Origin of the sequence: Sphaerisporangium sp. NBC_01403 (assembly GCF_045040145.1) — a bacterium.
Taxonomy (GTDB): Bacteria; Actinomycetota; Actinomycetes; order Streptosporangiales; family Streptosporangiaceae; genus Sphaerisporangium; species Sphaerisporangium viridialbum.
Genome location: NZ_CP109534.1, coordinates 8,198,821 through 8,224,443 on the forward strand (window position 1 = coordinate 8,198,821; position 25,623 = coordinate 8,224,443).

Below are 25,623 nucleotides of genomic sequence, written 5' to 3' on the forward strand. Positions count from 1 at the left end.
CAATGACGGTGCGGCACCATGGCAACGGTGACACCGAGTCATCGGCCCCTCACACTGACCGTAGCGCGGAAGTAACTCGCGCAGACCGATGACGCCATAACTGGCTGACCCAAAAGGGCGTTTGGCGTGCCTTGTGGGTCTTTGAGATTCGGAAACCGAGGTCCGGTCAGTGCGCGAGCCCACAGCCTTTCCCGTCAGCCGGTACGCCGGCCCACTTCCGTCGTTATCCGGGCACCGTCAGCAGGAGGCACGATGAACCCCGCTCAGCTGGACGCGTCCGGGTGGATGGTCTTCCAGTCGGACACCGGCCGCTTCTGGGCCACCCGGCTGCGGTTCGACGACGAGGTCGAGGCCGCGGGAGTGTGGCGGACGGTGGACGCCGACGACGAGACCACCCTCGCCGAGTTGATCGCCGAGCAGGAGCAGCGCGCCCGGTCGGCGTCCTGAGGATCCTTCCCCGCGGACGCCGACGGCTTCGAGCGGAGTCAGACGTCGACGCGGGTCTCGGGGTGGCCGGTGAGCTCCCAGTGGGTGTGGTAGACGCCCTCGCGGTCGACCCTGCGGTAGGTGTGGGCGCCGAAGTAGTCGCGTTGCGCCTGGATCAGGGCCGCGGGGAGCCGCTCGGCGCGCAGCGCGTCGTAGTACGCGAGCGAGCTGGAGAAGCCGGGGGCGGGGATGCCCCGCCTGGTCGCGGCGACGACCACGTCGCGCCATCCGCCCTGCGCCTGGCTCGTCTCGGCCGCGAAGTGGACGTCGGACAGCAGCGTGGGAGCGTTCGGGTCCGCTTCGTAGGCCGCGCGGATGCGGTCGAGGAAGCGCGCCCGGATGATGCAGCCGCCGCGCCAGATGGTCGCCATCGCGCCGAGGTCGATGTTCCAGCCGTACTCCTCGCTGCCGGCCTGGATCTCGTTGAAGCCCTGCGCGTAGGCGACGACCTTCGAGGCGTACAGGGCCTGCTCCACGTCGTCGGCGAAGGAGGACGCCAGGCCGCCGCCGGTGGGACCGGGCAGGATGCGCGCCGCCTTCCGCATTTCGACGTGGCCGGAGAGGGAACGGGCGAAGACCGCCTCGGCGATGCCGGTGACCGGTACTCCGAGGTCGAGGGCCGCCTGCACGGTCCACCGGCCGGTGCCCTTCTGCTCCGCCTGGTCGAGCACCACGTCGACGAACGGCTTGCCCGTGGTGGGGTCCATGTGCGAGAGCACTTCGGCGGTGATCTCGATGAGGTACGACTCCAGCCGTCCCCTGTTCCAGGTGCGGAACGCCTCCGCGATCTCGGCGGGCGACATGCGCACGCCCTTGCGGAGCAGGTCGTAGGCCTCGGCGATGAGCTGCATGTCGGCGTACTCGATGCCGTTGTGCACCATTTTCACGAAATGTCCGGCGCCGTCGGGGCCGACGTACGTGCAGCACGGCACGCCGTCCACCTTGGCCGCGATGTCCTCCAGGATCGGGCCCAGCGACTTGTACGCCTCGCGCGAGCCGCCGGGCATGATGCTCGGGCCTTCGAGCGCGCCCTGCTCGCCACCCGAGATGCCGACCCCGACGAAGTGGATGCCGAGCTCCTTGAGCGCCTTCTCGCGGCGCCGGGTGTCGGCGAAGTGGGCGTTGCCGCCGTCGACCATGATGTCGCCGGGTTCGAGCAGGGGCGCGAACTCCTCGATCACCGCGTCGGTCGACTGGCCCGCCTTCACCATGATCACCATCTTGCGCGGCCGTGCCAGCGAGGCCACGAAGGCCTCGGGCGTCACCGCCGGGATGAAGTCGCCCTCGTGGCCGAACTCCTCGATCAGCGCCTTGGTCTTCGCTTCCGTCCGGTTGTGCACGGCGACCGGGTATCCGTGCCTGGCGAAGTTGCGCGCGAGATTGCGGCCCATGACCCCGAGCCCCGTTACGCCGATGACCGCCTGCTGTGCCATGTCCGATCACTCTCCTTCTGATCTAGCAATACGCCGTGGATGGCCGCCGGGTTCGATGGACGGCGGGACGAGCACGCTGCGGTGTGGCAACGTCGCTCTCGTGGCCTCGCCGGCTCTCGCGGCCATCCGGCCGCGTCAGTCCTGGAGGAGCCGGCCGATCGGTGTCTCGTCCACGTGGTACAGAAGGTCCCGGCAGTCCTTGTACACGGCCTCGGCTCCCGCCTCCAGAAGGGATCCGGTGTCGATGCCGCCCGACCGGAGGGCGACGCATCCGACCTTCGCCGCGCGGGCGGCCAGCGCGTCCCACACGCTGTCACCCACCATGATCGCATTATTGGGGGGCAGGCCCGACTTGTCGAGCGCCTGGCGTACCGGCTCGGGGTGGGGCTTGGACTTGTCGACGTCGCCCGAGTGCACGAGGGCCGAGACGGCGTCCTGCCCTCCGGTGATGCCTATCAGGCGCTCGGCCTCGTCCTTCGGGGCGCTGGTCGCGACCACCACGAGCAGGCCGCGATCGGAGAGTGCCTGCAGCAGTTCGCCCGCCCCCGGCACCGGCCGCACCTCGTCGATGCGCGGCTTGTACAGCTCCGCGTGCGTGTCGGAGATCGCCTGGGCCTCCTCGTCCGACACGTCGGGGAGCAGGTAGTCGATCAGGTCCCGATCGGCCCGGCCGATGGCTCCATGGATGTCCACCATGAGGACGTCGCGGCCCTGCCGCCTGAAGCCCTCCCACCACGCGGTCACGTGCAGGTAGTTCGTGTCGACCAGGGTGCCGTCTATATCGAAGATCACTCCGCGTCGCATAGTTCACCGTCCCTGTGATGCCCGGACACTCGCCCCGATCCGCCGGCGGGATCACCCCCCAACAGAGAGCAAGTGACACATGTCCGGATCCGTACCCCGGCAGGGACAGATGCAACAAGCATCCCCAACCGGTGGAAAAGCGATGGCGAGCGGTGTCACTCGGCGGAGCAGGAGTCCTGCGTCGCGTCGATGCCCTTGAGCTCCTCCTCGGAGACGGGGGCGGCCTTCAGGCCCTTCCAGTCGTCGCCGATCACGAGCAGCAGCCTGGTCGTCGTGACGTTCTTGACCGGGGCGTTGCGCGAGACCACGAGGTCGCCGGCCAGCGTCGGCACCCGGCTCTGCCCGTCAGGGGCGTACCCGATCGTCGTCTTGGGGTACGGCTTGCGCTTCGTGTCGCCGACCTTCACGACGGTGTAGCCGCGCTGCTCCAGGGCGGCGGCGACCTGGGTGCCGAGGCCGCCGCGGGTGGTGCCGTTCTGCACCGAGATCTCGATCTTGGACTTCGCCACCTTGCCCTGGCGGCCCGTCTTGATGTGCGAGCCCTGGATCTTCGTGTCGGTCGCCACGAGCTGGAAGAGCCTCTTGGCCTGCGGCTGCACCCACTCGACCCGTCCGGGCTGGGTGAGGGAGTAGCGCCACGGCGTGGTGACGAAGCGGATGTCCCCGGCGGCCAGGCTCTGCGCGCTCGTCGCCAGGTCCGTCATGACGCCCACGGTGAGCCCGGGGTCGGTCGTGATGGACTTGGTGGCCGCGTCGAGGAAGCTGAACAGCTTGGCGGGGTCTCTCAGTGTGGCCCCGCTCATCGCCTTCTTGATCATCGAGGCGATGAACATCTGCTGACGCTGGATGCGGCCGATGTCGGAGCCGTCGCCGAGGCTGTAGCGGGCGCGGACGTACCCGAGCGCCTGCTCGCCCTTGACGGTCTGCTTGCCGGCGGGCAGTCGCAGCATCGCCTTCTTGTCGTCGATCGCCTTCGGCACGCAGATGTCGACTCCGCCGAGGGCGTTCACCATGCTCTTGAAGCCGGTGAAGTCCACCTTGGCGTAGTGGTCGATGTGGATGCCGGTGAGCGACTCGATCGTCTTGTAGGTGCAGCTGATGCCGCCGAAGTTGAACGACTCGTTGATCATGCCGACGTGGGCGCGCTGCCCCGGCAGGCCGTTCTTGGGCGCGCAGCTGGGCAGCTGGACCAGCGAGTCACGCGGGAAGCTGATGAGCAGGGCGTTGTCGTGGTTGGGGGACACGTGGGCCAGGATGATCGTGTCGGTGCGCTCGCCGACCTCCCTGTGGCCGTACTTCACGTTGGCGCCCGCGCGCGTGTCGGAGCCCACGATCAGGACGTTCAGGGCCTTGCTCAGCTTGGCCGGGCGCGTGCCCAGGTCCTTGGTGTCGAGGTCGACGTGCTTGATGTTGCCGCTCAGCTTGGTGTATGCGCCGACCAGCGTTGCGCCACCCGCCACGGAAACGCCCGTGACCGCCGCGACCAGGCACCACAGCCACGCGATCCAGGGCCGCTTCGCCCTGACGGGCGGTCTGCCCGCGGACTCGTCCACGGGCTGGTCAGGGCGCACATCGACAAGCCCGCCGTTCATTGTCCCCACGGAATGGCCAGGGCTGGTGGCCCTAGGCCACACGCCGACTTCCAGGCGCCGGATCCACGCGCCCGGCGAACCGCGAGCCAGTCTAGCGATGCCGGTGATATTTGTGGCCCCCTGTCGCGGTATTCGCAGGAAGTCATCATTTTTCCTATTGCATCGCGCGTATCAGCGGTAAGTCGGCTCGCCGGCCGCGCGGGCGAGGCGGCGCCCCACCCGCTGGGCCGGTTTCTCGACGTAGCGGTGGCTCAGCGCGGCGCAGGCGATCACGGTCGCGAAGAAGACGGCTTCCCAGGCCAGCCGCGTCGCGAGCGGGATCCCCGAGGGGTCGTTGGTCACCCTCCTGATGACCTGCAGGACCAGGGGGTGCAGCAGGTAGATGGAGTAGCTCGCCAGGCCGAGCCACACCAGCACGGGCGAGACGGCGCGGTGGCGAAGGGCGAGCCCGGCGGCGAAGGTCAGCCAGGCCGCGACGACGGCGGCCGACCAGCTCCACTTGAACGCCTGCTGCCCGGCCTCCGACATGCCCCACCCCGGCCCGAGCCACACCGCCGCCGCGACCGACAGGACGGGCACGAGACCGAGCAGCCAGCGCGAATGCGCCCACACGGCGGGCGAGCGCTCGATGCGGTAGATGGCGGTCCCGCCGAACATCGTCGCCAGGATGATGAGGCTCTGCCACGCGCCCACCCTGCTGTTGAGGGTGAGGAGCACCAGGGCGAGGACCGCGATGACCGCGGCCCCGTGGAGCCGTACGTCGCGCTTCGCGCTGAGGACGGCGGCGATCCCGCCGAGGAGCACGACGGCCGCGATCCCCACCACGCTTCCCCCCACGGCGTGGGTCAGCCACCCGGCCGGTACGAGCGCGCCGGCGACCAGCGCGCACACGGCGAACGTCAGCGAGGTCCCCGTGCTCGCCCGGTGCACGCCGAACACGAACATCGCGGTGACCAGGAGGTAGAACGCCATCTCGTAGGAGAGGGTCCAGAAGACGTTGACGACGCTGGGCACCTGGAGCAGGTCCTGCAGCATCGTCACGTGCGCCAGCGTGGCGCTCCACGGCTGCCCGGAGGTCTGCGCCGGGAGGGTGGAGTAGACGCCGGCGAGGCCGAAGACGGTGCCGATCACCGCCGCCAGCGCCCACAGCGGATAGAGGCGGAAGAACCGGGTGATCCAGAAACCGCGCACGCTGCCGCGCCGTTCCAGCGAGACCGGGATGACATAGCCGCTGACCAGGAAGAACACCAGAACGCCGTACTGCCCGAAGTCGAACCACGGGCTGATCGAGCCGCGGATCTCCGGTAGCAGGGGGTCCAGCGAGTGCTCGAAGACGACGATCAGCGCCGCGACCCCACGCAGAGCGTCCAGCCACGATTGTCGGCCGCCTTGCGACGACGGTGACGAGGCCGGTGAGGGTGACGAGCGGGTCGCAACATGCATTTGTCCAGTGCTGCCCCGGATGTCCGTGCCCTTAACCACCGAGTCACGGTATTAGTCGAATCTGGATGAAAGATGACAATTGCCGCACTGGACCCTGAAGGAGCCTAGCTCGTGGACTCCTGGCTGGCGTGGTGGAGGAGGCCAGTGAGGACGTCGTCCAGGGTGACGACCCCAGCCACCGCGCCGCCGTCGTCCACGATCGCGGCGAGCTGGGCGCGCCGCTTGCGCATGGTCGCGAGCACGTCGGCCAGGGTGGCCCTGCGGTGGACGTGCGGCAGGGCGCGGGCGGGTAAGGGCTCGTGCGCCGCGTGCCCGTTGAGGGCGTCGAGGACGTGGAGGTAACCGGACAGCTCGCCCGGGCCGTCACCGCGTACGGGGAAGCGCGAGTGGCCGTAGCGCCCGGCGTTCTCCTGCAGCTCGGCCGCGCGGGTCGTGGCGGGCAGGCTGACGACCTCGCCGATCGGCACCATGACCGACTCCACGGGACGGGCGTGCAGGGCGAGGGTCGCGATCATGCGGTCGTGCTCGTCCTGTTCCAGCAGCCGGTGCCTGCGCGACTCCTGGATGAGGGCGGGCATCTCGTCCGAGGTGTAGACCGAGCGGATCTCCTCGGCCGGCGGGATCCGCAGCACCCACAGGACGGCCGCGGCGATCGCGTTGATCCCGACGAGCAGCGGGCGGGTGGCGCGGGCGGCGAAGCGCAGGGGCGGTACGAGCCACAGCGCGGCCTGGTCGGGGCTGGAGAGGGCCAGGTTCTTCGGCACCATCTCGCCGATGATCACGTGCGCGGACACGACGAGGAACAGGGCGAGGGCGAAGGCGGTCGGATGGACCAGGCCCTCGGGGAGGCCGAGGGCCGAGAACAGCGGCTCCAGGGCGTGGGCGATGACCGGCTCGCCGACGGCTCCGAGCGCGAGCGAGGCGAGGGTCACGCCGAGCTGCGCCGCGGCGAGCATCAGGGGGACGGCGTCCATGGCCGCGAGCACCGCCCTGGCCTTACGGGAGCCCTCCTTGGCCAGCGGCTCGATCTGCGTGCGGCGGGCGGAGATCAGCGCGAACTCCGCGCCGACGAAGAACCCGTTCACCGCGAGCAGGAGCACGATGGCGAGGAAGTCCAGCAGGCTCATCTGCTCCTCCGGGGCGCGGACGGATCATCGGTGGAGGTCAAGGCGTCTGCTCCTCGCCGTTCGGTGCGGTGAGCGTGATGAGCTCGATCCGGTGGCGGCGCATGGCGTCGACCCTGAGGGTCCAGCCGTCCACGACCACGCTGTCCCCGGCGTCGGGTATGCGACCGAGACGGCTGATCAGCAACCCGGCGAGGGTCTCGTACGGCCCCTCGGGCATCTGGAAGCCGGTGCGCTCCTCGGCCTCGTGGGCGCGCAGGAGCGCGGGCACGACCACGGACGCGCCGGCGGCGAGGAGCGCCGGCTCCGGCTCGGCCGAGCCCTCCTCGGGCAGGTCGTACTCGTCGGCGATGTCGCCGATCAGCTCCTCGGCCAGGTCCTCCACGGTGATGATGCCGGCGAAGCCCCCGTACTCGTCAACGACGACCGCCATCTCCTCCCTGGCGGCGAACAGGCGCTCCTGCAGGGTCGCGAGGTCGAGCGACTCGGGGACCAGGACGGGCGGACGCCGGATCTTCTCCACCCGGGTCTCCCCGCGCTCGGCCTCGGGCACCGCGAAGGCGTCCACCACGGAGGCGACGCCCACGATGTCGTCCAGCTCGCCGCCCGAGACGGGGAGCCGCAGGTGGCGCTCCCGCCTGGCCAGGGTGAGGAACTCGGCGACGGTGTTCCCGTCGGTCACGGTGACGCAGTCCATGCGGGGGGTCATCGCCTCGGCCGCGGTCATGTCGCCGAACCGCAGCGCGCGGCGCAGCATGGCCGCGGTGCCGGTCGGAAGGGTGCCGGCCTCGGCCGACAGGCTCATCAGCAGGCTCAGCTCGTCGGGGGACCTGGCGGAGGCCAGCTCGTCCTGCGGCTCGGCCCCGAGCGCCCGGACGATGGCGTTCGCGGTCGCGTTGGAGGCCTTGATCAGCGGTGAGAACACCGCGGAGAAGATCCGCTGAGGGGGCGTGGAGAGCCGGGCGACGGCCATCGGGCGCGACAGGGCGGCGTTCTTGGGGACCAGCTCGCCGAGCACCATCTGGCTCACCGTGGCGATGAGGAGGCCCAGCATCGCGGACACACTCTCTGTGGCCCCGTCCGGCAGGGCCGGGATCCGCTCGACGGCAGGGCGGAGCAGGCCGGCGATGGCGGGCTCGGCCATGACGCCGAGCAGGAGCGAGGTGATCGTGATGCCGAGCTGTGCCCCGGAGAGCTGGAACGACAGCCGCCGGATCGCCGCCTGGATGCCCTGGGCCCCGCGGTCGCCGGCGGAGGCCAGCCGCTGTACCTCGCTTCGCTCGACCGTGACCAGGGAGAACTCGGCCGCGACGAAGACGCCGTTCGCGATGACCAGGGCCAGCGCGCCCAGCAGAAAGACCAGATCGACGATCACGGTGTCGTCCTTCCGCGAAGCCCGCTATCTCAGTAGATCAGATCGTGCGACTTGTTCGGTTCTCCGCCGGAACCGTATCGGCCTGGCCCTTCCTGGGGGAATGCCGCTCCAGATACCCCTGAGACGACCGTCGAACCCCCCGCCGGTGTCCAGGACCACTTGACGCGCCACGTACTGTAGGGGGGTATGGTTCCCGGGCAAAAGGGCAGGCCGCGATTGGCGCCCGCGACCCGGGGTCGCGCACTATTGGAGGCGAGCGGGAGGAGACGCCATGACGTCCGTCACCACGAGGCCGTCCGCCGGGGGCGGCCAGATCGAGCTGGCCATCGGCGGCATGACGTGCGCCTCGTGCGCCTCCCGCATCGAACGCAGGCTCAACAAGCTCGACGGCGTGACCGCCACGGTGAACTACGCCACCGAGAAGGCCAAGGTCGTCTACGACGGCGAGGTGCGGCCGGAAGATCTGGTCGCCGAGGTCCAGAAGGCGGGGTACTCCGCGGAGCTGCCGAGCGTCGAGCCTCCGGCCGAAGACCGCGACGAACTGGCCCCGCTGCGGCAGCGGCTGATCGTGTCGATCCTGCTGTCGGTTCCCGTGATCGCGATGGCGATGATCCCAGCGCTGCAGTTCGACAACTGGCAGTGGCTGTCGCTCACCCTCGCGGCCCCGGTCGTGGTGTACGGCGGCCTGCCGTTCCACCGGGCGGCGCTGACCAATCTGCGGCACGGCACGGCCACCATGGACACGCTGGTCTCGATGGGTACGCTCGCGGCCTTCGGCTGGTCGCTGTGGGCGCTCTTCTTCGGCACGGCCGGCATGCCGGGCATGCGGCACGGGTTCGAGTTCACGCTCGCCCGGGGGAACGGCGCGGGCGACATCTACTTCGAGGCCGCCGCGGGGGTGGTCACCTTCATCCTGGCAGGCCGCTACTTCGAGGCCAGGTCCAAGCGCAGGGCGGGGAGCGCGCTACGGGCACTGCTGGAGATGGGCGCCAAGGAGGTCGCCGTCCTGCGTGACGGCCGCGAGCGGCGCATCCCGGTCGAGCTGCTGGCCGTGGGCGACACCTTCGTCGTACGGCCCGGCGAGAAGATCGCCACAGACGGGGTCGTGGAGGAGGGCGCCTCGGCGGTCGACGCCTCCATGCTCACCGGGGAGTCCGTCCCCGTCGAGGTACGGCCCGGCGACACCGTGACCGGCGCGACCGTCAACGCGGGGGGCCGCCTGGTCGTACGCGCCACCCGCGTCGGCGGCGACACGCGGCTCGCCCAGATGGCCAGGCTCGTCGAGGACGCGCAGAACGGCAAGGCCGAGGTCCAGCGGCTGGCCGACCGCATCTCCGCCTTCTTCGTGCCCATCGTGATCGCGCTCTCGCTCGGCACCCTCGGGTTCTGGCTCGGCACGGGCAACGGCGCCGCGGCGGCCTTCACGGCGGCGGTGGCCGTGCTGATCATCGCCTGCCCGTGCGCGCTCGGCCTGGCCACGCCCACGGCGCTGATGGTCGGCACCGGGCGCGGGGCGCAGCTCGGCATCCTGATCAAGGGGCCCGAGGTGCTGGAGTCGACCCGGCGGGTGGACACGATCGTGCTCGACAAGACGGGCACCGTGACCGCCGGTCAGATGACCCTGGTGGACGTCGTCACCGCGCCTGGGGCCGGCCGCGACGAGGTGCTGCGGCTCGCGGGAGCGCTGGAGGCCGCCTCCGAGCACCCGATCGCCCAGGCCGTGGCCAGGGCGGCGCTCGCCGGCCGGGAAGGGGACGGCGCTGGCCTCGCCTCGGTGGAGGGGTTCGCCAACATCGAGGGGCTCGGCGTGCGGGGGGTCGTCGACGGCCATGCCGTGCTGGTGGGCAGGCCGAAGCTGCTGGCCGAGCGGTCGCAGGGCCTTCCCGCCGATCTAGAGCGTGCCGTCGCCGAGGCGCGGGCGCGTGGCGAGACCGCCGTCGCCGTCGGCTGGGACGGGGAGGCGCGGGCCGTGCTGACCGTCGCCGACGTGGTCAAGCCGACCTCCGCCGAGGCGATCTCGCGGCTGAAGGAGCTCGGGCTGCGCCCCGTGCTGCTCACCGGGGACAACCAGGCCGTGGCGGAGACCGTCGCCGCCTCGGTCGGCGTGCCGGCCGAGGACGTGATCGCCGACGTGCTGCCCGCCGGGAAGGTCGACGTGGTCAAGCGCCTTCAGGCCGAGGGCCGGGTCGTCGCCATGGTGGGAGACGGCGTCAACGACGCGGCGGCGCTCGCCCAGGCCGACCTCGGCATGGCGATGGGCACCGGCACCGACGTGGCCATCGAGGCCTCCGACCTGACCCTGGTACGCGGGGACCTGCGGGTGGCGGCCGACGCGATCAGGCTCTCCCGCCGCACGCTCCGCACGATCAAGGGCAACCTGTTCTGGGCCTTCGCCTACAACGTGGCGGCCATCCCGCTGGCGGCGTCCGGGCTGCTGTCACCGATGATCGCGGGTGCCGCGATGGCGTTCTCTTCGGTCTTCGTGGTCAGCAACAGCCTCCGGCTGCGCCGCTTCACCCCGCTCGCCTGAGCCTCACCCGCCCGCGCGTCCGCCCGTACCGATGGCCGGGTCGCGGACGCGCGGGCGGGCGCTCGCCGGACGGGGTCAGGCGTTGTGGATCACCTGCTCGGGGGTGACGCGTACGGTGATGCGCTGCTCGTCCGCCGTCCTGAAGGGGTACGAGTCCGCGTCGAGGTACTTCTTGGCCAGCCCGTCGATGACGTCGTCGGCGCCCTCGAGCTCGAACCGCGCCTTGCCCGAGACGCTGACCAGGTGGAAGGCGTTGTCGGGGTCGAGCACGCTGACCGACACCCGGGGGTCCTCGCGCAGGTAGCGCTCCTTGGCCCGTCCGACGGCGGTGTTGAAGATGACGTCGTCTCCGTCGACGTCGACCCACACCACCGTGTTGTGCAGCGACCCGTCGGGACGGTGCGCCGTCACCCAGGCGTGCACGGGCCGGGCGATCAGCGCCTTGGCATCGTCGTTCAGCTTGCTCATCTACGTCTCCTCAGGTTTCGGCGGTTCGCCTCGAAACTGGCGAACACACCGGGACATCGGACCATTCCACCGCATGAGATCGGCGTCGGACGCGGCGAGGGTGCCGAAAGACGATGGCAAACATCGGGATGTGTCCTACTTTGCTCGGTAGGACCAAATCGTGGAGGTCTGGTGGATCGTCTGGGCGGCTCCGAAGCGCAGGACAGCTCCGGCCGCCTCCGGAACAGGAGCACTTCGGCGAGCGTCGAGGAGTTCGCCTCGGCCCTGAACGACCTGGCCCTGGGCGGCGACGGCTGGCGCTCGATCCTGCGCAGGATCGCGGACGAGACCGGCAGGGCGGCCCGGCTGGTCGGGGTGCACGGCGGCGTCTTCCATGCCACCGACGGCGGCGACGCCACCATGAGTCCCGCCGAGGTGAGGCGCGCGTTCGCGGAACCGGACCCGGTGCGGGTCGTCTGCCCGGACGGGTGGGAGGCCCGTGCCCTCGCCGTGTGGGCGGGCCAGCGCCGCGTCGGGCTGCTGCTGCTGGCCGAGCCGCTGCCCGACCACCTGGTCCCGTACCTGCGGGCCGCCTCCACCGCCGTGGCGATCGAGGCCGTACGCCGGGACGCCTCGTCCGTGGCGAAGTCCGAGACCGCGAGCAGGCTCATCGACGAGCTGCGCTTCGGAGCGCTGCGGGGCACCGAGGAGGTGACGCGGACGGCGGCCAGGTTCGGGGTCCACCTCGACCAGCCCCACGCGGCCGCCGTCTTCGCCTACGACGGCTCCAACCGGCACACCTGGTCCACGGCCCTGTCCTGGCTGGAGATGCCGGTCCGGCAGAACGGCGCCGAGGGCTGGACGGTGCTCACCGGCGACATCCCCCGCGAAGTGAGCCGGATCCGCGACCGCCTGCAGGGCATGGTGGGAGAGGGCACCGTGCTCGCGGCCACGGGGCCTGTGGTGTCGGGTCCCGCGCAGACGCCCCGCTCCTTCAGGGACGCGGAGACCGTGCTCGGCCTGCTCAGAAGGCGTCCCGGTGAGACCGAGCTGCTGCACTCGTCGCTCGGGCTGGCACAGTTGCTGCTCGCCGTGCCGCCCGACCGGCTCCAGGCGTTCGTCGACCAGCAGCTGGGGCCGATCCTGGACCGTCCCGAGCTGGTCCTGACGCTCGACGCGTGGCTCTCGACCAGGGGCAGCCGGGCGGCGGTCGCGGACCTGCTGCACCTGCACCGCAACTCGGTGGGCTACCGGATCGGGCAGATCAGGCAGCTCCTCGGCGCCGACCCCCTGGACCCGACCATGGCGCACCACCTGCAGACCGCGCTCATCGCGCGCGAGTTGCTCCAGGTGTTCTCCGAGAACGATGGTGTCACGTGAAACATTGCGCACGAAAGGTTTCACGTGCAACATTCCCAGCCAGATCGGGCACGGGGCGGCCGATCTTTGGGCTGTGAGCACATGGAGGGCACGCGGACGCCGGACGTAGCGTCCGAGACGTCGCCCTCGAACGCCAAGCGCCTGGGAGGGAAGGCCCGGCACAGGATGCGGCCGAACCGGCGAGGATATGGCCACGCCGCTCGCGCCGGCGGGGGGCCCGCCGACCAGGATTGGGGGAAGAACCAAAGAGGACCTGAAGACCCGACGGGCCTGGCGACCAGGCACTGAACGGCTCAAGGAGGCACTGGTGCTCGGCAAGAAGCTCACCGAGGCACGCTGGACGCACATCGCGCTGCCAAGCTGCGACCTCGACAAGGCCATCGAGTTCTACACGACCATGACCCCTCTCGTGGTGGTCTCGACCCACGAGGACAAGGACGGGCGCAACGCCTGGCTGTCCAACGACAAGCAGGCGGAGACGCCGTTCGTGCTCGTCCTCGTGGAGTTCGCCAAGGACAGAGGCACGCCGCAGCCCCAGCTCTCGCCGTTCGCCCATCTCGGCATGGAGGTGCCCCACCGCGAGGACGTGGACGAGATCGCCCGGCGTGCCCGGGAGCTGGGCTGCCTGCACTGGGACCCGATGGAGCTGCCGCCGCCGGTCGGCTACATCTGCGCCCTCAAGGATCCCGACGGGAACGTCGTCGAGATCTCCCACAACCAGAAGGTGTTCGAGGAGGTCCGCACCCTTTGGGGTCAGTGACCTCCCATAGGTGGTCGCCGTCGAGTGGACCGCCGGGCTCGGGCGCCGGATACCACGAACGGCGCACGCGCCTCGGGTGAACCGCTTCACTGGCCCACAAATCATCCCGGATTTGTATTTCACGGATCTTTCACGCAGCGTCAAGCATCAGAGTGAACGTCACGTTCCACAGGCAGCACCGGGACGGCCGTTCCGAGGCATGGGAGAGGAAGCACCGTGCAGCACACCTCCACCGTGGGAGCGTGGCACGCTCACACGGGTGCGGAGGAGGCGGGCGGGTTCGCGTTCCGTCCACGGGGTTCCACACCTTCGCGCCGGAGATCCACCCGCGGGGAGCCCGTGCGGGGATTCGCCGTCCGTATTCACAGATCCGAGCCCCGTCACCGGTCCGGGGCCCGGATAAGTCACCGGTCAGGGGGCCGGACGATGGGCCGATCGCTCCGTGCCTGTGACTCGTCACCGGGGGCCGGCCTCCCCTGTACCCCAGTCGGCAAGATCCGGAAATTTCTCCATAAGAGGTGATCGATACCGTGGTTCCGCCTACCACCGCGATCGCGGACGTCCTGCAACTGCGCGGGCAAACCGGCTGGCTCAGCCCGCCGCTGCGCCCCATCCACCGATCGCTGGGCCTGCTCGGCAGGGCCCGCACCGTACGGCTCGCGCCCGGGCCGGGAGACGACGGTCTCGCGGCCCTGCACTGCGTCATGGACGAGGATCTGGAGGGCCGGGTGGTCGTCGTCGCGGGCGCTCGGGCGGCGGCGGGAGCGGTGTGGGGCGAGATCCTCACCCGCGCGGCCCTCGCCCGCGGAGCGGCCGGCCTGCTGGTGGAGGGCGGGGTTCGCGACGTCAACGCGTTCCGCGACCTCGGCCTGCCCGTGTGGGCGCTGTACGAGGCCACCGCAGGGCCGGGACCCGAGGTGCACGTGGCGTCGGTCGGACGCCCGGTGGAGATCGCCGGTGTGATGGTGGACGAGAGCACCTCCATCGTCATGGACGGCGCAGGGGTGGTCGCACTTCCTTCCACGGACGTCTTCGCCGACTCCTACATGTACGCGGACGCCGAGGAGGACGTCGTCACGGCGCTGCGCGAGGGGGCCACGCTGGCCGAGGCGAACCGCTACAAGGAAGACATGGTGGCGAAGCTCCGCCGATCCCTGTAAACGCGGGCCGGGTCGCGGCGCGACAGCGGCGGAGGCCCCGTGGCATCCGGGGCTCCGCCGCTGTCGCGGTCGTCCTCTGGCCGGTCCGGCGCCGGCTCAGCCTCGCCGGTGTCCGGCGGGCGGAACCCGGAGCGGCGCAGGCGCTCGGCGGGCGTCAGCTCTTGAAGGCGTCCTTGACGTTCTTGGCGGCGTCCTTCACGCGCTCGCCGGCCTGCTTGACGTGGCCCTTGGCCTCGTCGGCCTCGCCCTCGGCGCGGAGCTCGTCGTCGCCGGTGGCGTCGCCCACACCCTTCTTGACCTTGCCCTTGAGCTGCTCGGCCTTGTTCGAGATCTTGTCGTCGGCGCCCATGATCTGTCCCCCTTCGGCAGTTGGTCTGTCCGATATTGCCCCTGTCCGGTGAGCAGGGCGGTAAACGCGATCCGGGCCTCACCGGTGCATCAAGATCTGCCATGGTCGAACAAAAGGCCAGGTGGGGACGGGGTTGTGTGCTCGCGGGGCGGCCATCGCCTACGCCACGGTCGTGACCTGTTTCAGGAGGGTCAGGGGGGTTCGCGTGGGAAAGATGGTTCCCCTTGCGAAAGGCTCTCGCCCCGGCCGGAGAATACGGAGATACTCGATCACAGGCGATCAACCGCGCACAGTGCGGTCCTGAAACGAGGAAGCAGGCGAATGACCTCTCCCCGGCGGCGCTCGGCCGTGTTCCTGCTCGTCGGCGTCGCGGCGTTCGCCGTGCTCGTTCTGGCGATGTGGTTCGGCGGAGGCTGGCCGAGGGAGGAGATCCCGGGCCTGCCCTCTCCGGGCGTGCTCACGACCTTGGGCCTTCCCGTCGTCAGGGTCGTCCACGACGTCTGCGCGGTCGCGACGGTGGGAACCCTGCTCTCGGCCGTTGCGCTGGCGGGTGACGCGGCCTCCCGGCGGGAGATCACCCGCGCGGCCGGGCACTGGGCCCTCGCGTGGGCGGCCAGCGCGGAGGTCACGCAGATCCTCACCCTCTCGGACCTTCTGGGGCTCCCCGTCGGAGAGGCGCTGCAGTCGGGCTTCCTGTTCACCTTCAGCACGGAGGTCCCCCAGGGTCAGGCGTTCATGCTCGTGACGCTGCTCGCCCTGGTGATCGCCGGCGCCACGACACTGCCGGTCGGCTTCTGGGGCCGGGGCGCGCTGCTCGCCATCGCCATCTTCGCGGTCCTGCCGCCCGCGTACGTCGGCCACTCCGCCTCGGCCGCGGATCACAACATCGCCGTCTCCAGCCTGATGCTGCACATCGCCGGAGTGACGGTCTGGGTGGGAGGCCTGTTCGGGATCGTCATCCACCTGCGCCGGTCGGACACGCTCGTCGCGGCCGTACGGAGGTTCAGCGCCCTGGCGCTCTGCTGTTTCGTCGCCGTCGGCGCCTCTGGGCTGGTCAACGCCTGGATCCGGCTCGGCTCGCCCGCTCAGCTCTGGCAGTCGCGCTACGGGCTGCTGGTGCTGGGCAAGCTCGTCGCGCTCGTGGCGCTGGGATGGTTCGGCCTGCGGCACCGCCGCACCACGATCGCGGCACTGGAGGCCCCCGCCGCCGAGGGCACCCGGTCGGGTTCGCGGCCCTTCCTGCGGCTCGCCGCCGGTGAGGTCGGGGTGATGGCCTGCACGATCGCGCTGGCGGTGGCCCTGTCGCGCACCCCGCCGCCGCGCGAGAGCGGGGCCCACAGCCAGCACGAGCTGCTCGGCTACTCCCTGCCGCGGTTCAGCCCCTGGCGGCTCCTCACAGAGACGCGGCCCGATCCCCTGCTGATCCTCGCCGTGGTGGGCCTCGCGGTCGCCTACCTCGTCGGCGTGCGGCGGCTCACCCGGCGCGGCGAGGCCTGGCCGCCCGGCCGCACGGTCGCCGCGATGGCGGGCCTCCTCGTCCTGCTGTACGCCGCCGCCGGAGGCGTGTCGGCGTACGGACCCGCGATCTTCTCCATGCACGCGCTGCAGTACGCGCTCCTGGGCACCGTGGGCCCGGCCCTGCTGGCCCTCGGTGCTCCTCTGACGCCCTTCCAGGAGGCCGTGCCGCTCCTCAGGCAGGCGGGCGACGGCCCCGTGGCGGTCCGGCTGACCCAGCCGCTGGTCGCGCTCGCCGCCTACGCCGTGCCGTACCTGCTCCTCTACGTCACCGGCCTGTTCGAGCCTGCCCAGTCGAGTCTCGCGGTGCGCCTGGTCGCCGAGATCGTCGTGGTGGTGACGGGCATGTGGTTCTTCGGCGTCGCGCTGGGCCTCGATCCGCTGCCCAGGGCGATCAGCCCGGTGGTGCGCACCCGCATGCTCATGGGCGCGCTCGCCCTGCAGGCGTGGATGGCCCTGGTGTTCCTGGCGGGGCCGATCCAGGGGCAGGGCTGGTACGACATCCTGGCCTTCCCGTGGGCTCCCGAGCGCGCCGCCGACCAGCGGGCTGGCGCCGCCCTCGGGGTCGGCCTGTCGGCCCTCACCATCGTGGCGCTGCTGGTGGTCATGGTGGTCTGGCGGCGCGGCGCCCGACGCCGGGTGTCGGCCCAGGAATCCGCCGCGCGGCCGTGAGTATCCACAGGCGCCGCCGCGCGGCCGTGAGTATCCACAGGCGCCGCCGCGCGAACCTGACAAACCGTGCAGGCTGCCGCACTGTGGGCGTGGCTGTCCACAGGCGCCGACTGAGCGACCGTGTCGGCACGTAGAGTGATCACATGGCGCCGCCACCGTTGCCGGGTCCTCTGGCCCACCTGGCCCCGCTGCTCGACCAGTACGGTTACCTGGTCGTCGGCGCGCTGGTCTTCCTTGAGGACTTCGGGGTCCCCGTCCCAGGGGAGACCATCCTGATCGCCGCGTCCGTGTACGCCGGGGCGGGGCAGCTCAACGTCGTGGCCGTCGCCACGATCGCCCTGGCCGCCGCCGTCATCGGCGACAACATCGGCTACCTCATCGGGCGCAGCGGTGGCCGCGCGCTGGTCCACCGCTACGGCCGCTACATCTTCCTTCCCGAGAAGCGGTTCGAGGCGGCCGAGGCGTTCTTCCACCGACACGGCGCCCCGATCATCACCGTGGCCCGCTTCATCGACGGCCTGCGCCAGGTCAACGGCCTCGTCGCCGGCACCGCGGGCGTCGAGTGGCGCCGCTTCCTCACCTTCAATGTCCTCGGCGCGCTCCTGTGGGTCGGCACCTGGACGACCGCGGGTTACCTCGCGGGCACCAACATCAACAAGATCTACGAAGAGCTGGTCCGCTACCAGACCTACCTGTTCTTCGCCGTGCTCGCCCTCGTCGTCCTCGTCATCGCCCGCCACGTGATCCGTCGCCGCCGTGGCGACCGGCCGGTGCGATGACCGGTCCGCATGAGCTCGCGCGGCGCCTCGGCACCGGCGACGCCGTGGTGATCGGCCTGGGCTCGATGATCGGCGCCGGGGTGTTCGTCGCGTTCGGCCCGGCGGCCGCGGCGGCCGGTTCGGGGCTGTTACCCGGGCTGGCGGTGGCGGCGCTGGTCGCCTACTGCAACGCCACCTCCTCCGCGCGGCTCGCCGCCCGCTACCCCGCCTCCGGCGGCACCTACGTGTACGGCCGCGAGCGGCTGGGTGACTTCTGGGGATACCTCGCCGGCTGGGGTTTCGTGGTCGGCAAGACCGCGAGCTGCGCCGCCATGGCGCTGACCGTCGGGGCGTACGTCTGGCCGGGGCGCGAGCACCTGGTGGCGGTGGCGGCCGTGGCGGCGCTCACGGCGGTGAACTACGTGGGAGTGCACAAGGCCGCCTGGCTGACCCGGGCGATCGTCGCCGTCGTCCTCGCGGTGCTGGCGGTGGCGGTCGTGGCATGCCTGGCGAGCGGCCGGGCCGACCTCTCGCGAGTGGTGCCGTCCGGGGCGATCACGGTGGGCGGAGTCTTACAGGCGGCCGGGCTGCTGTTCTTCGCCTTCGCGGGGTACGCCCGCATCGCCACGCTGGGCGAGGAAGTGCGGCACCCCGCGCGCACCATCCCGAGGGCCATCCCCCTCGCCCTCGGCATCACGCTGGTGGTGTACGCCGCCGTGGCCGTCGCCGTGCTGGCCGTGCTGGGCCCTGACCGGCTCGCCCACTCCGCCGCGCCGATCGCGGACGCCGTGCGTGCCGCGGGCGCGGCGCCCCTGGCGTCGCTCGTGCGGGCCGGAGCCGCCACGGCCGCCCTCGGGTCGCTGCTGGCGCTGGTCCTCGGCGTCTCCCGCACGGTGCTGGCGATGGCCAGGGACGGGCACCTCCCGCGCGTGCTGGACGCCGTGCATCCGCGCTTCCGCGTTCCCCACCGCGCCGAGCCGGCCGTCGGCGCGGTGGTCGCCCTGGTCGCCGCCACGGCCGACGTGCGGGGCGCGATCGGCTTCTCGTCGTTCGGCGTGCTGGTCTACTACGCGATCGCCAACGCCTCGGCCCTGACCCTGTCCGCCGAGGAGGGCCGCCCGCTCCGCGCCGTCCCTCTCGCGGGGCTGGCGGGCTGCCTGCTGCTGGCCTTCAGCCTTCCGCTGTCCTCGACGGTCGCGGGCAGCGCCGTGCTGGCCGCCGGTGCGCTCGCCTGGGTCTTACGCAGGGCGGCTCGGCGTCGCTGACCTGCCGGCGGTCTCCGTCCCGCGCCGACAGGGGCCGATCCGTGCCGACGGCTCGATGGGGAGCCGCCGGGGGTTCACTCGGACCCGGGGTTCGGGTTTGGCCGGGCCAGGAGTTTGCTCAGACCCGGGGTTTGCTCAGACCCGGGGTTTGCTCAGACCCGGGGTTTGCTCAGACCCGGCGTTTGCTCGGGCCGGGGTTTGCTCGGGCCGGGGTTTGCTCGGGCCGGGGTTGCGCGGACCGGGGGTTGCTTAGAAGAGCCAGTCGAGGAGGCCGCCGTTCTTGGTCGGCGTCGGGCTCGGGGCGGGCGGGGGCGCCTCCGTGGTCGGCGGGGGCGTCGGCGACGGAGTCGGCGCGGTGGTCGGCTCGTCGTCCTCGATACGCGGGTCGTCCGGCTGCTGTGTACGGGTGCTGGACCTCGGCGTCGGCTGCGGCGAGTGGACCCGGGTGCGCGTCGGGGAGGGCCGGGTCGTGGGCTCCTGGGTGACCCGTGACTGGGAGGTCGTCGGCGTCGGGGTGGGCGTCTCGCTGGGCGTCTCCGTCTCTTCGGGGGTGAGGGCCGGGTCGGTCGACGGATCGGCGCTGGGGTCGGCCACCGGCTCGTCGGTCAGCTCGGGGCCCTGCTGCCCGGCCGGAGCGCAGTCGGCGGCGGTCGAGCACGCCGCCTCGGGCTTCGAGCCCACCGAGGACGACACGATCCAGCCGCCCGCGACCGCGAGCACGATGATCGCGACCATGGCGAGGATGAGCCGCTTGTTCTGGCTGCCCTTCTCCTCCTCTTCCTCGCCGGTCCACCCGGAGCCGAGGAAGCCCCGGCGCTCATCCATGTCCGGGTCGTGCTCCCCGTCGCGGTCCCAGCCGTCGTCGTCCGGCCGCGCGTAGCCCTCGGGCCGCTCGTAGTCGTCGGATCCGTCGTACCCCTCGGCCCGCTCGTAGTCCTGGATCTGCGTGTGGTCCTGGATCTGCGTGTGGTCCGGCCGCTCGAACTCCGGGGAGTCGTCGCTCTTGGGGGGAGAGGGTTCGTGCCCGGGCGTCCATCCGTCGGACAGGACGTCGCCGTCCGCGCGCTCCGGTTCGCCGTTCAACTCGATGCCCAAAGGACCGGTCTGCTTCAGAGGATCCTCTTCGAAGGATCTCGGGGTGCCGTCGCGGTCCATACCGAACCTCTCTGCTCAAAATCCTGGCCGCGCAACTTCTTAGCAGTTCCGACAGCGGCTTGTCCGGAAACTTCACTGTTTTCCCGAAGATTGGCAATCTTCCCATGAGTCACATCCGTCCCAGACCATGCCGGGGCGCGAAGCCGCAACGATCATTATGCGGTGCCTATTGAGCCGCTTGCCGGAAGATTTCCGGGCGCTCCCGTCCGGTCCGATCCCGCACCGGGGTAGAGGAATACCGTCGAACGGAACGTTCTTGGTCACTGAGAGAGCGCCGGCCTTTGGAGGACCGATGGAACGCCCGCCAGCCCGTCCCGTGGCACCGACGGCATCCTCACGTCCCGACCTGTTCGTCGTGCCCAGCGCGTGCACGCTGCCGACCGCCGAGCAGCCGCTCCGGATCGCCGAGTTCGACGGGCTGTTCGCCTCCGCGCTACGCCGGGTCGAGCGGCCGTCCCCGACGTGCCTGCGCCTTCACCTCGACGGAGCGGCCGAGGTGGAGCGCATCGCCAGAGACCTGGCGGCCAGGGAGTCCACGTGCTGCTCGTTCTTCGGCTTCACCTTCACCCGCGACGGCGAAGGACTGGTGCTGGATGTCGAGGTCCCGCCCGCTCAGGCGGTCGTGCTCGACGGCCTGGCGGCCCTGGCCGCCCCGTCGGCCCGCGACGGATCCTGACGCGGACGGCACGCCGGCGAGGCCCGGGCGATCAGACCCGTGCCGAAGCCTGATGAGATCGGCTCGCGATGGAGGCCATGGTGATCGACGAGGAAAGGCCAGGGCGCGTGCTCGCCGGGCTGCGGGAGTTCTACCAGGCCGAACCCGCGTCCACCGCGCCGGAGGACCAGGGCGCGGAGGCGGCGCTGGCCCTGTTCCACGACGTGGCCTCGACGGTGCCCGCGTACGGGAGCTTCCTCGCCGAGCACGGCCTCGACCCCGCGTCGGTCCGTACGACCGCTGACTTCGAGCGGGTGCCGTTGCTGGTCAAGGAGGCCTACCAGCGGCGGTACGCCCTGCCTGAGCTGTGCAGGGGCGGGCGGCTGGACGCGTGCGACATGGTGGCCGTGTCGTCGGGATCGTCCGGCACGCCGACCGTGTGGCCGCGGTCCGTGCTGGACGAGCGGCTGGTCGCGGCCCGCTTCGAGCAGGTCTTCCACGGGAGCTTCCGCGCCGACGAGCGGCGGACCCTGGCGGTGATCTGCTTCGCGCTGGGGAGCTGGGTGGGCGGCATGTACACGGCCGCGTGCTGCCGCCATCTGGCCGCCAAGGGGTATCCGATCACCGTCGCGACGCCGGGCAACGACGTCGACGAGATCCTGCGGGTGGTGGGCGAGCTCGGGCCGCACTTCGACCAGGTGGTGCTGCTGGGATACCCGCCGTTCGTGAAGAACGTCATCGACGCCGGGCTCGGCCGCGGCGTCGACTGGGCACGGTACGGCATCCGGCTCGTGCTCGCGGGCGAGGTGTTCAGCGAGCAGTGGCGTGATCTGGTGGGGCGGAGGGCCGGGATGACCGAGCCGTGCCACGACTCCGCCTCGCTGTACGGCACCGCCGACGCGGGGGTGCTGGGCAACGAGACGCCGCTCAGCATCCGCGTCCGCCGCTTCCTGGCCGGGAACCCCGACGCGGCGCGGGAGCTGTTCGGCGATTCGCGGCTGCCCACCCTGGTGCAGTACGACCCCGTGACCCGGTACTTCGAGACCCACGAGGGCACGCTGCTGTTCACCGGGGACAACGGCGTGCCGCTGGTCAGGTACCACATCGCCGACGAGGGCGGCATCGTGTCGTACGACCGGATGCTGGCGTTCTGCCGCAAGTACGACTTCGACCCGCTCGCCGAGCCCCGCGACGACGAGCCGGGAACGGCCGGCGGGGGCGACGACGAGCCGGTAACGGCCGGGCCTCGTGGGGCGCCCGTGCTGCCCTTCGTGTACGTCTTCGGGCGGTCCCTCTTCACCGTCTCGTTCTTCGGTGCCAACATCTACCCCGAGAACGTCACCGTCGGCCTTGAACGTCCCGGTATCAGCGACCAGGTGACGGGGAAGTTCGTCCTCCGGGTCGAGGAGGACGAGGACCGCGACCGGCACCTCTCCGTCGTCGTGGAGCTGGCTCCCGGTGTGCCGCCCGACCCGGCCCTCGCATCCCTGCTGGCCGGTTCGATCAGGACCGAGCTTCTGCGCCTGAACAGCGAGTTCGCCCACTACGTGCCGGACGCCTACCAGACGCCGGCGGTCGAGCTACGGCGGGCGGGGGACCCGGAGTTCTTCCCGCCCGGGGTCAAGCACCGTTACACCCGCCCCGAATAGCCCTGCCGATCATCCACGCGGCCTGCTGGGCGCGCAAAGAATGCTTTGCGGTTTCCGCGTGCTTGACGCCCGCCCGTGCGACGGCGTCGAACCTTGACTCGGGGTTTACAAGCGGCACTCCCAGAAGGCGTGCGGACGGTGGCGTCGACGGGCCGGTATACCGTCGCGACCGACATCGTCGTACGTTAGTGATGTGTGGTCACGTTGCGTGTGAAGGCGCAGGTGGCGGGCAGGGCCGAACGTCCCGCGGGGAGGCGTCGTAAGACCCTGTCGGGCGGGATCGGCCGTACCCGACTCTGGATGGAGATTCCCTGACAGGGAGGTTCACCATGCGATCCTTGGCCAGGTGGACGACAAGGTGTGTTCGCCGGTACCGGTTCGACCGCAACCCCCTGCGTCGGCGCTCTGACCGGATCGAGACCGTGGTCGTGCTCCTCACCTTGCTGGCCCTGCTGGCCGGGGTGTGGCCCGCCGTCCTGGCCGCCCGCGCCGTCTACCACCGGGGGGTCGTGGCCGAGCACGTCGAGCCCGGCCAGCGCAGCGCGGTCACGGCCGTCCTGCTGGAGGACGCGGCCAGCACGAGCGCGGTGTCCTCGCAGGGGGCCGTCCTCGGCATCAAGGCGAAGGCGCGGTGGTACATGCCCGACGGCCGGCTGCGCACCGCCGTGGTGACCGTGCCCGCGCACGCCAAGGCGGGGTCCTCGCTGGAGATGTGGATCGACTCCTCAGGCCGTCCGACGGCTCCGCCGCGTACGCACTCGCAGACCGTGGCCGACACGGTGGTGGCGGGGTTCGGCGTCGAGACCGGGGTCGCGGGCCTGCTGTTCCTGAACCTCGCGATGGTCCGGTGGCTGCTGGACCGCCGCCGCTACGTGGACTGGGACAGGGCATGGATCTCCGCCCACGACCGTTGGCGGCGCCCGAGGCAGCCGTGACGAGGAGAAGGCCATGAACGGACACGTCCTCGTAGGTGTGGACGGCTCGCCCGCCGCGCTGACCGCCGTACGGTGGGCCGCCGACGACGCCGTACGGCGCGACCGGGGCCTGCGCGTCGTGCACGTCACCGAGCCCTGGATGTTCGACCAGTCACTCGGCACGCCGCCCGGGTTCCAGGAGTCCCTGTCGGAGCAGTCGAGGGGCGTGCTCGCCGAAGCCGCCAAGGCGGCCCGCGAGCGGGTCCCGGGGCTGGCGGTCGAGACGGCGTCGCTCACGGGCAGGGTGCGCGCCGAGCTGCTGAACGAGGCCCGAGACGCCGTCGAGCTGGTGGTCGGCACCCGGGGCCTGGGCGGATTCATGGGGCTGGTGCTCGGCTCGGTGTCGATGGGCGTCGCGGGGCACGCCGAATGCCCGGTCGTCGTGGCCGGCCACCCGCAGGACACCGTCCACGGAGAGGTCGCCGTGGGCCACGACGGGTCGCCGGAGTCCGAGGCCGCGCTGGAGTACGCCTTCGAGGAGGCCCACCTGCGGGGAGCCCGGCTGCGCGCCGTCTACGCGTGGCAGATGTCCGTCTACCTCCCGATGTTCGCCAGCTACACCCCTGACCTCGAAAGGGTCTACGACATGGGCAAGCGCGCGGCGAAGGAGCAGCTCGCCCCGTGGCATGAGAAGTATCCGCAGGTGGAGGTGCGCGACGCGATGGTACGCACCCACCCGGTCGAGGCACTGTCCGAGGCGTCGTCGCAGGCCGACCTGGTGGTGGTCGGCTCCAGAGGAAGGGGCGCCATCGGCTCCGCCGTCCTCGGCTCGGTCAGCCACGGCGTGCTCCACCACGCGTACTGCCCGGTCGCCGTCGTGCGATCAGGTCACTCCCCTTCGGCACCCGACGGTGAGAGGAGCGAGGGCGCGTGAAGCAGAGCGTGCGTCTCGGCCACGTGGCGGGCATCCCCGTGGGAGCCCACTGGTCCACGGTGATGATCGTCGTCCTGATCGGGGGAGTGCTGGCGACCACGGTGCTCCCGCAGGCGGTCGCGGGCCAGCCTCCCGCCCGGTACTGGATGGTCGCCGCCGGGGCGTCGGTCCTGTTCCTCGGCTCGCTCCTGGCACACGAGCTCGCCCACGCGATCGTCGCCCTCCGCAGAGGGGTGCCGGTCAAGTCGATAACGCTGTGGCTGCTCGGCGGGGTGACGGAGTTCGCGGGGGAGACCAAGTCCCCGAAGGACGAGTTCCAGGTGTCGGTCGTGGGCCCGCTGGTGAGCCTCGCCCTGTCGGGCGTCTTCTACCTGGCGGTCGTGCTCCTCAACGGTCCCGCCCTGATCGTCGCGGCCGTACGGTGGCTCGCCCTGATGAACGGCGTGCTGGCCGTCTTCAACATGCTTCCCGGATCCCCTCTGGACGGGGGACGGGTGTTGCACGCGGCCCTGTGGCGCATGCACGGCGACCGGGTGCGCGCCGACCGTTCCGCGGCCAAGGCCGGGCAGGTGCTCGGCATGTCGCTGATCGCGGTGGGCGGCATGGAGCTCATCCTGCTCGGCTGGACCGGCGGGCTGTGGATGATGCTGATCGGCTGGTTCCTGGCCAGCGCCGCCCGGAGCGAGGGCCTGGTCAGGGCCGCCCACGAGGGACTCAAGGGCTGGCGGGTGCGCGACGTGATGACGACGTCGCCGGACGTGGCCCCGGCCTGGCAGGACATCGACGACTTCATCACGGTCGTGGCGCTGCACTCGCACCAGACCGTCTTCCCCGTCGTGGACTTCGGCGGGCACTCGGCGGGCACCCTCTCCCTGGAGGCGCTCACGGCGATCCCTCCCGAGCAGCGCCAGGACAGGCGCATCGCGACGGTGGCGCGACCGCTGCCGCCCGACCACCTGCTCTCTCCCGATGACGACGCCGCCCGCATCCTGGAGCCGTCGGCGGGCACCGGCGAGCTGATGGCCGTGGTCGCCGAGGCCGGGCACGTCGTGGGCATGGTCACCACGGCCGACCTGACCCGGGCCCTCCAGCAGGCGGTGCTGCGCACGACCTCCTCCCGCCAGAACGCCGGACAGCCCGGCGACACCGAGCAGGACCATCCTGGCCAGCCCCTGCATGACCCGGGCGCCTGACCGTCACGACCTCGCGCCCCTCGGTTGGGA

The 25,623-nt window shown here is 71.1% G+C and carries 22 protein-coding genes; 13 read left to right on the top strand and 9 right to left on the bottom strand.

Features of this window, described 5'->3' with window-relative positions:
* The first annotated feature begins 252 nt into the window (after positions 1-252).
* Positions 253-447 carry a hypothetical protein gene (locus OG589_RS36985; RefSeq protein ID WP_405142996.1) on the top strand — a complete coding sequence of 65 codons (195 nt, stop codon included), beginning with the start codon at positions 253-255 and terminating at the stop codon, positions 445-447.
* A 38-nt stretch (positions 448-485) separates the two neighbouring features.
* On the opposite strand, the gene gndA is transcribed toward OG589_RS36985, so the two are convergent.
* The 6 genes from gndA to OG589_RS37015 form a co-directional block, all read right to left on the bottom strand.
* Complete coding sequence (gene gndA / locus OG589_RS36990; protein ID WP_405142998.1) at positions 486-1,919, bottom strand: NADP-dependent phosphogluconate dehydrogenase; 1,434 nt, start codon at positions 1,917-1,919, stop codon at positions 486-488.
* A gap of 135 nt (positions 1,920-2,054) precedes the next feature.
* The gene (locus OG589_RS36995; RefSeq protein WP_405143000.1) at positions 2,055-2,723 is read right to left on the bottom strand and encodes an HAD family hydrolase; all 669 of its coding nucleotides are present in this window, start codon (positions 2,721-2,723) and stop codon (positions 2,055-2,057) included.
* Positions 2,724-2,878: 155 nt separating this feature from the next.
* Positions 2,879-4,315: an LCP family protein gene (locus tag OG589_RS37000; RefSeq protein ID WP_405143001.1), complete on the bottom strand. Its 1,437-nt coding sequence runs from the start codon at positions 4,313-4,315 to the stop codon at positions 2,879-2,881.
* Positions 4,316-4,486: 171 nt separating this feature from the next.
* Positions 4,487-5,758: an acyltransferase family protein gene (locus tag OG589_RS37005; protein ID WP_405143002.1), complete on the bottom strand. Its 1,272-nt coding sequence runs from the start codon at positions 5,756-5,758 to the stop codon at positions 4,487-4,489.
* A 104-nt stretch (positions 5,759-5,862) separates the two neighbouring features.
* On the bottom strand, positions 5,863-6,885 hold the full coding sequence (locus tag OG589_RS37010) for a hemolysin family protein (RefSeq protein WP_405143004.1): 1,023 nt from the start codon (positions 6,883-6,885) through the stop codon (positions 5,863-5,865).
* Positions 6,886-6,922: 37 nt separating this feature from the next.
* On the bottom strand, positions 6,923-8,257 hold the full coding sequence (locus tag OG589_RS37015; protein WP_405143005.1) for a hemolysin family protein: 1,335 nt from the start codon (positions 8,255-8,257) through the stop codon (positions 6,923-6,925).
* Between the two features lie 271 nt (positions 8,258-8,528).
* On the opposite strand from OG589_RS37015, the gene OG589_RS37020 reads away from it, so the two are divergent.
* Entirely contained in the window at positions 8,529-10,787 is a 2,259-nt protein-coding gene (locus OG589_RS37020) for a heavy metal translocating P-type ATPase (protein WP_405143007.1), read from the top strand.
* A 75-nt stretch (positions 10,788-10,862) separates the two neighbouring features.
* Here OG589_RS37020 and OG589_RS37025 read toward each other — a convergent pair whose 3' ends face one another.
* Positions 10,863-11,255 carry a TIGR03618 family F420-dependent PPOX class oxidoreductase gene (locus tag OG589_RS37025; RefSeq protein ID WP_405143009.1) on the bottom strand — a complete coding sequence of 131 codons (393 nt, stop codon included), beginning with the start codon at positions 11,253-11,255 and terminating at the stop codon, positions 10,863-10,865.
* 171 nt (positions 11,256-11,426) lie between these two features.
* Between OG589_RS37025 and OG589_RS37030 the strand changes: the two genes are divergently transcribed.
* The 3 genes from OG589_RS37030 to OG589_RS37040 all read left to right on the top strand — a co-directional run bounded on the left by OG589_RS37030 (position 11,427) and on the right by OG589_RS37040 (position 14,534).
* Complete coding sequence (locus OG589_RS37030) at positions 11,427-12,614, top strand: PucR family transcriptional regulator (RefSeq protein WP_405143010.1); 1,188 nt, start codon at positions 11,427-11,429, stop codon at positions 12,612-12,614.
* Positions 12,615-12,921: 307 nt separating this feature from the next.
* The gene (locus OG589_RS37035; RefSeq protein ID WP_405143011.1) at positions 12,922-13,374 is read left to right on the top strand and encodes a VOC family protein; all 453 of its coding nucleotides are present in this window, start codon (positions 12,922-12,924) and stop codon (positions 13,372-13,374) included.
* Positions 13,375-13,904: 530 nt separating this feature from the next.
* A complete protein-coding gene (locus OG589_RS37040) occupies positions 13,905-14,534 on the top strand; it encodes a hypothetical protein (protein WP_405143013.1) in 630 nt (209 codons plus the stop codon).
* A 154-nt stretch (positions 14,535-14,688) separates the two neighbouring features.
* On the opposite strand, the gene OG589_RS37045 is transcribed toward OG589_RS37040, so the two are convergent.
* A complete protein-coding gene (locus OG589_RS37045) occupies positions 14,689-14,883 on the bottom strand; it encodes a CsbD family protein (RefSeq protein ID WP_405143015.1) in 195 nt (64 codons plus the stop codon).
* Positions 14,884-15,204: 321 nt separating this feature from the next.
* Between OG589_RS37045 and OG589_RS37050 the strand changes: the two genes are divergently transcribed.
* The 3 genes from OG589_RS37050 (at position 15,205) to OG589_RS37060 (ending at position 19,093) form a co-directional block, all read left to right on the top strand.
* The gene (locus OG589_RS37050) at positions 15,205-17,070 is read left to right on the top strand and encodes a cytochrome c oxidase assembly protein (protein WP_405143016.1); all 1,866 of its coding nucleotides are present in this window, start codon (positions 15,205-15,207) and stop codon (positions 17,068-17,070) included.
* Positions 17,071-17,213: 143 nt separating this feature from the next.
* Positions 17,214-17,849 carry a DedA family protein gene (locus OG589_RS37055; protein WP_405143018.1) on the top strand — a complete coding sequence of 212 codons (636 nt, stop codon included), beginning with the start codon at positions 17,214-17,216 and terminating at the stop codon, positions 17,847-17,849.
* Positions 17,846-19,093 (top strand): APC family permease, encoded by a 1,248-nt coding sequence (locus OG589_RS37060; protein ID WP_405143020.1) that lies wholly within the window; start codon positions 17,846-17,848, stop codon positions 19,091-19,093. The genes OG589_RS37055 and OG589_RS37060 overlap by 4 nt, the downstream gene beginning before the upstream one ends.
* A gap of 249 nt (positions 19,094-19,342) precedes the next feature.
* On the opposite strand, the gene OG589_RS37065 is transcribed toward OG589_RS37060, so the two are convergent.
* A complete protein-coding gene (locus OG589_RS37065; protein ID WP_405143021.1) occupies positions 19,343-20,188 on the bottom strand; it encodes a hypothetical protein in 846 nt (281 codons plus the stop codon).
* A 352-nt stretch (positions 20,189-20,540) separates the two neighbouring features.
* Between OG589_RS37065 and OG589_RS37070 the strand changes: the two genes are divergently transcribed.
* The 5 genes from OG589_RS37070 to OG589_RS37090 all read left to right on the top strand — a co-directional run bounded on the left by OG589_RS37070 (position 20,541) and on the right by OG589_RS37090 (position 25,593).
* Positions 20,541-20,924 carry a hypothetical protein gene (locus OG589_RS37070; RefSeq protein ID WP_405143022.1) on the top strand — a complete coding sequence of 128 codons (384 nt, stop codon included), beginning with the start codon at positions 20,541-20,543 and terminating at the stop codon, positions 20,922-20,924.
* A 77-nt stretch (positions 20,925-21,001) separates the two neighbouring features.
* The gene (locus OG589_RS37075; RefSeq protein WP_405143023.1) at positions 21,002-22,552 is read left to right on the top strand and encodes a phenylacetate--CoA ligase family protein; all 1,551 of its coding nucleotides are present in this window, start codon (positions 21,002-21,004) and stop codon (positions 22,550-22,552) included.
* A 329-nt stretch (positions 22,553-22,881) separates the two neighbouring features.
* The gene (locus OG589_RS37080; RefSeq protein ID WP_405143024.1) at positions 22,882-23,487 is read left to right on the top strand and encodes a hypothetical protein; all 606 of its coding nucleotides are present in this window, start codon (positions 22,882-22,884) and stop codon (positions 23,485-23,487) included.
* Positions 23,488-23,500: 13 nt separating this feature from the next.
* Positions 23,501-24,400, top strand: coding sequence for a universal stress protein (locus OG589_RS37085; RefSeq protein WP_405143025.1), 900 nt, complete (start codon positions 23,501-23,503; stop codon positions 24,398-24,400).
* Positions 24,397-25,593 carry a site-2 protease family protein gene (locus tag OG589_RS37090; RefSeq protein WP_405143026.1) on the top strand — a complete coding sequence of 399 codons (1,197 nt, stop codon included), beginning with the start codon at positions 24,397-24,399 and terminating at the stop codon, positions 25,591-25,593. The genes OG589_RS37085 and OG589_RS37090 overlap by 4 nt, the downstream gene beginning before the upstream one ends.
* The last annotated feature ends 30 nt before the right edge of the window (positions 25,594-25,623 follow it).